Annotated in this window: 5 protein-coding genes and 1 pseudogene; 5 read left to right on the top strand and 1 reads right to left on the bottom strand. The window is 59.6% G+C overall.

Annotated elements, in window-relative coordinates:
• From GA0061099_RS38910 to GA0061099_RS42635, 5 genes and pseudogenes are all read left to right on the top strand, one after another.
• Nucleotides 1-356: Mov34/MPN/PAD-1 family protein (locus GA0061099_RS38910; protein ID WP_208604925.1), on the top strand; the 356-nt coding region annotated here is incomplete at its 5' end.
• Between the two features lie 319 nt (nucleotides 357-675).
• On the top strand, nucleotides 676-921 hold the full coding sequence (locus GA0061099_RS38905; RefSeq protein ID WP_074448682.1) for a hypothetical protein: 246 nt from the start codon (nucleotides 676-678) through the stop codon (nucleotides 919-921).
• Between the two features lie 1,113 nt (nucleotides 922-2,034).
• Nucleotides 2,035-2,807 (top strand): annotated as a pseudogene (locus tag GA0061099_RS38900) (type II and III secretion system protein family protein); the annotation flags it as partial.
• Nucleotides 2,808-2,819: 12 nt separating this feature from the next.
• Nucleotides 2,820-3,095 (top strand): hypothetical protein, encoded by a 276-nt coding sequence (locus GA0061099_RS38895; RefSeq protein ID WP_206752592.1) that lies wholly within the window; start codon nucleotides 2,820-2,822, stop codon nucleotides 3,093-3,095.
• A 471-nt stretch (nucleotides 3,096-3,566) separates the two neighbouring features.
• Complete coding sequence (locus GA0061099_RS42635) at nucleotides 3,567-3,866, top strand: tetratricopeptide repeat protein (RefSeq protein ID WP_244621060.1); 300 nt, start codon at nucleotides 3,567-3,569, stop codon at nucleotides 3,864-3,866.
• On the opposite strand, the gene GA0061099_RS38885 is transcribed toward GA0061099_RS42635, so the two are convergent.
• On the bottom strand, nucleotides 3,863-4,388 hold a 526-nt coding region (locus GA0061099_RS38885), incomplete at its 5' end, for a DDE-type integrase/transposase/recombinase (RefSeq protein WP_141697820.1). The genes GA0061099_RS42635 and GA0061099_RS38885 overlap by 4 nt on opposite strands.

The raw sequence follows: 4,388 nt of genomic DNA, 5'->3' as shown, positions 1-4,388 counted from the left end.
CCCCCTTGAGAATGGCGGAGTTCTTCTCGGCTGGGCGCGTGGGGAAAGACCGGGTGGTAGTCGACCTTCGCGGTCCCGGCCCGCACGCCCTTCACGGGCGACACTGTTTCGTGCCTGATCACGCTTGGCAGGTCGCAGAGATACGGCGGGCCTTTCAGGATAGCACGGGTGACGTTGATTACCTCGGCGATTGGCACTCGCATCCCGGTGGCGCCGCGGCAATGAGCGATCTGGGCTCGGCTACGCTGCGGCGCATTGCCCGCCGCGTGAAGGAGCCGCTCATGCTGATCGTGGCAGGCAGCGAGATCAATCAAGACTGGTCGGCGCGTTGTTGGAAAGGGCGCATTGATGGGTGATTTCTGAGGCGCCGCTTGGAGGCACAACCACAGGAGCTAAAATTGTTCGATCCGCCACACGATTGGGCAACCGTCCGTCACGCTGTATGAGCCGACGCTTACTTGGCGTGTAAGTCGCTCGGATGAATTGGACCAGTTCGGAACATCAAGGGCGAGCCCAATGCCTACCAGCCGAAGGAGTTGATGCCCTGAAGCGCGGTCGCTAGGGCAGAGTGTATTTTCGAGGTATCAAGGCCGAACATGGGTGATGTGCGGATTCGTAATGGAAAAGGCGCGGCAACGCGGTTCGGATCAAGTCATGCTGCTACCGTGAGGGACCATGACGAATTGGACGATCGAACGCATGGTTTACCGCAAGGCGCGCCGACGTGAGGTGTTCGTCGGCCATCGCATCAGTTCGGACCGCGGTAAGTCGTGGATCGAAGAAGGCGAACTTCACGCCAGCTTTGAAGATTCGTTCTCGCAGGTGACGCGCGAAGTGGACATCGAAGAGTACCAATCTCGCGTTGCCGCTTGCACGCAAGATGTCGTTGATCATGCCGCTTCTGGCCGCGCGGCGGACTAATTCTAGCGTTAGCCCATCGCGGCGATAGCCGATAGCTCCCCACTTCGACGTCCTGATGTAGCTGCCGACATAGTTGCGGCTGGGCCGCTCATCGCGGGCCAAGTATCCGGTCTAGCGGGGTTAACTCCTCGGCCGCACGGCCATCTCACAGGTCGTCCGACAAGTCTGGGCGAATCCTAGTGGCTCCGAAATCTCGTTGGCAGAGGATCCGGGAGCTTCGTCTATGCCAACGTATAGCTTTCGAAGGAGCGCCTCGCCTGCCATTCCTTTCTTGAGGCCGACGCGATGACTGGGACAGACAAGGCGCCGGAGGCCCAAGCTTTTTCTGCGATTTTAGGTCGTGTTCTGGAATGCGAAATTAGGATGGCGAAACTCATTTGAACAGATTCGAGTGTGACGAAGTGTGGGCTAAGAGGTTGGATTGAAATTGACTCTCGGCTCTCCTCGCTGGACCAAACGAGAAGACGAACTGCTGCGCAAGCTTGTTGATGCCGGCACGCCTGTGAAATCCATTTGCGAAACGCTCAATAGATCCGAGCTAGAGCTTCGCAGGCGCGGCTACTACATTGGCCTACCAAGGAAATGGTTCAAGCGAACAGCCAACATCGGACGCTGTGAGGCGGCGCTCAGCAATAGGCAGTTCTTCCTGAACCCGGCTCTCAGTATGGCGGCAGTTCGAGGGACGACCGAGCACACCCGCAGCGCCGCGACCTTCGCCTGGTTGCCGGGCGGGCCAGCAAACGGCAATTCGGGAACAGCCCGAAGCGGTCGTCCGCGGCAATGTGCCCGGCCCTGTCGAGGCAGACTGCCGCAATGCCGGCGCATCTAATCAAATGATCCGCGAGAAGCTCGACGCGGGTCGGCATAGCCCGATTGACAGCTGATTTGCGCCGACCCCGTCAATTGGACCGCAGCGTCATCCTATTCGACACCCAGCTTTGAGACGATCGACGAAACCAGGAATTCCGAACCCGATCTCGTTAGATGCAGCATGTCGCTCGCAACAAGGGATTTGCCGACGCGCGTCAGGCATTCGCCCTTGTCGCAGAAAACGTCGCGCGCGGAAACACTACGCCCCCAGCGGGCCAGCGATGTTGCGCAACGTGAGGTCGCCTTATTAGGACCGCCGGCGGCGGCTCGGTGGACGTGCTGATCTCTGCATTGGGAACCAAAGGATTGGCTCGCAGGTTGGCGGAACCGAACTTGACCACGCTTTCCGGCGATGCCGCCCGCTTCCTTGCCGGCGGCGAGTTTCCAATCCCGATCCCGACCCAAACGACGAACGGCTTTCCAACCATCACAATCGACTACAAGAAGTTCGGTGTCGAGTTGGGCTTCGTCCACACCGTGCTCTCGCGCGGCGTGATCAACCTTCGGGTCGAGCCGTCGGTCAGTGAACTTGATTTCGCCAATGCAGTGACGATCCAGGGACGTTCCACCCTTGACCCGCCGCGATGAACGCACGACGGTCGAACTGCGCGACGGCCAGAGTTTCGCCATCGCCGGCCTGCTGCAGACTCGCAATCGCCAGGACGTTTCGCAACTTCCCTGGATCGGCTCGGTGCCCGTGATCGGGACCTCGTTCAGCATCAAATCTTACCAGCAGGAGGAAACCGATCTGGTCATCATCGTCACGCCGCGCCTGGTTGCGCCGGCGGCACCCGGCCAGCAATAGGCATTGCCGCTCGACTCCCGACTTCCGGCAAACGACGTCGATTTCTTCCTCAATTGGTCAGATGGAAGTTCGCAAGCGCTACAACGACTACGTCAAATCCGGTGGTGAGGTGAAGGGTCCGTACGGGCACATCATCGCTCCCGAGGTCAGGGCGCCCCTTCCGGCACCGGCCGCTGTTGCCGACCAGCCGGTCGTGAAAACCCTCAACTAAAGCAAGCGAGAGATGACCATCAGGTATCTGGCTCTGCTCGCACCGCTCCTGCTCGGCGGATGTTATGGCCTCGCCGGTCATGACGAGGTGGATCGCTACTTCCAGCGTTCGAACACCATCACGATGACCGCGGGCGATGCCAAGCAGGTCAATGCCGTCATGCACACGATCCATCCTGGCCGCGATACGTCGCCGACCGCAGGATCGCGTACGACGCTCGTGCGTGGGTGCCGCGGTCACACGCTATGGCAAAACGCAACAGCCGGTGGATCAGCTTCCCGACATTAGCGATACGACCAGGCAAATGGCTGTGCGGACAACGCCGACGCCGAACGTTAACATCGAGGGATTGGGGGCAGGTTCGTCAACCGGCGTGTCGATACCGGTCGGCGGAACACCAGCTGGCAGGTAAAGGGCGAAGGGGCGTTGGGTTGAGTAATTTAGCGACGATATCCATAAGGCCGCTGAGCCGGGGGACAACGCTTATGCGGCGCATCATGTTAGTTCTAACTTGTTGCTGGTTGGGAATAGTCCTTGGCGGGTGTAAACAGACACTGAGGGACGCCGCAGTCGTGGTTCCCGTAGAGCCACCGGGCGGGGACCCTGTGCAGGAACCGACCGCCGTCAAATATTATCCTTCGGACGAACCCGTACGGATGGGGTTGGAGCACTATAACCGTGGTGCCTACGGCCTCTCTCAGCGCTATTTCAAAGATGTTGTCGAGAAAGCGCCTAAGGACGTAACGGCCTGGATTGGCCTTGCCGCGAGCTATGACAAGTTGCGCTCGCTTTGATCTGGCCGATCAGGCTTATGCGCAGGCGATCCGGCTTGGCGGCGAGACCGTTCGGGTCCTGAACGATCAGGGCTATTCATACATGCTGCGCGGCAATCTCGCCGGCGCACGACGAAAGTTCGAAAAGGCCTATTCGCTCGACCCCGGCAACCCGGTCATCGCCAATAACCTCGAACTGCTCGACGGCTGTCCGTCGTCAGATAATTTGAGACTGATCAGGCTTTTCGCGAAGAGAGGCTCTGGCTCATCAGGGGTTGGAGTTTAAGCTGCTTGCAATTGATGCTGCAAGCGGCGGTTTGCGATGGTGTTGCGCTTGATGCGTTTTCGCTCGGCGAGGATCGCCTCAGCCCTGCCGAAGTAGACATCGGCAGGAGTGAGGTTGTCGATGCTCTCGTGATAGCGGACGTGATTGTAGTGTTCGACGAAGGCCCGTATCTGCCGTTCGAGGTCGCCGGGCAGGTAGTAGTTGTCGAGCAGAATGCGGTTCTTCAAGGTCTGGTGCCAGCGCTCGATCTTTCCCTGGGTCTGAGGATGGTACGGAGCGCCGCGCACATGCTGCATGCCCTTCTGGTCGAGCCACTTGGCCAGATCGTCTGCCACGTAACTCGAGCCATTGTCGCTGAGAAGCCTTGGCTGGTGCGCGACGGCGATGTTGTCAAGTCCGGAGGCGGCGAGTGCCTGGTCGAGGGTGACTGTGACATCGGAAGCGCACATGGTGGGACCAAGCCTCCAGGCCACGATGTAGCGCGAGAAGTCGTCAAGCACGGTCGAGAGATAGTACCACCCC

Origin of the sequence: Bradyrhizobium yuanmingense (assembly GCF_900094575.1) — a bacterium.
Classification (GTDB): Bacteria; Pseudomonadota; Alphaproteobacteria; order Rhizobiales; family Xanthobacteraceae; genus Bradyrhizobium; species Bradyrhizobium yuanmingense.
The sequence above is the reverse complement of the archived record's forward strand: the minus strand, read 5'-3'. Positions and strand labels throughout refer to the sequence as shown.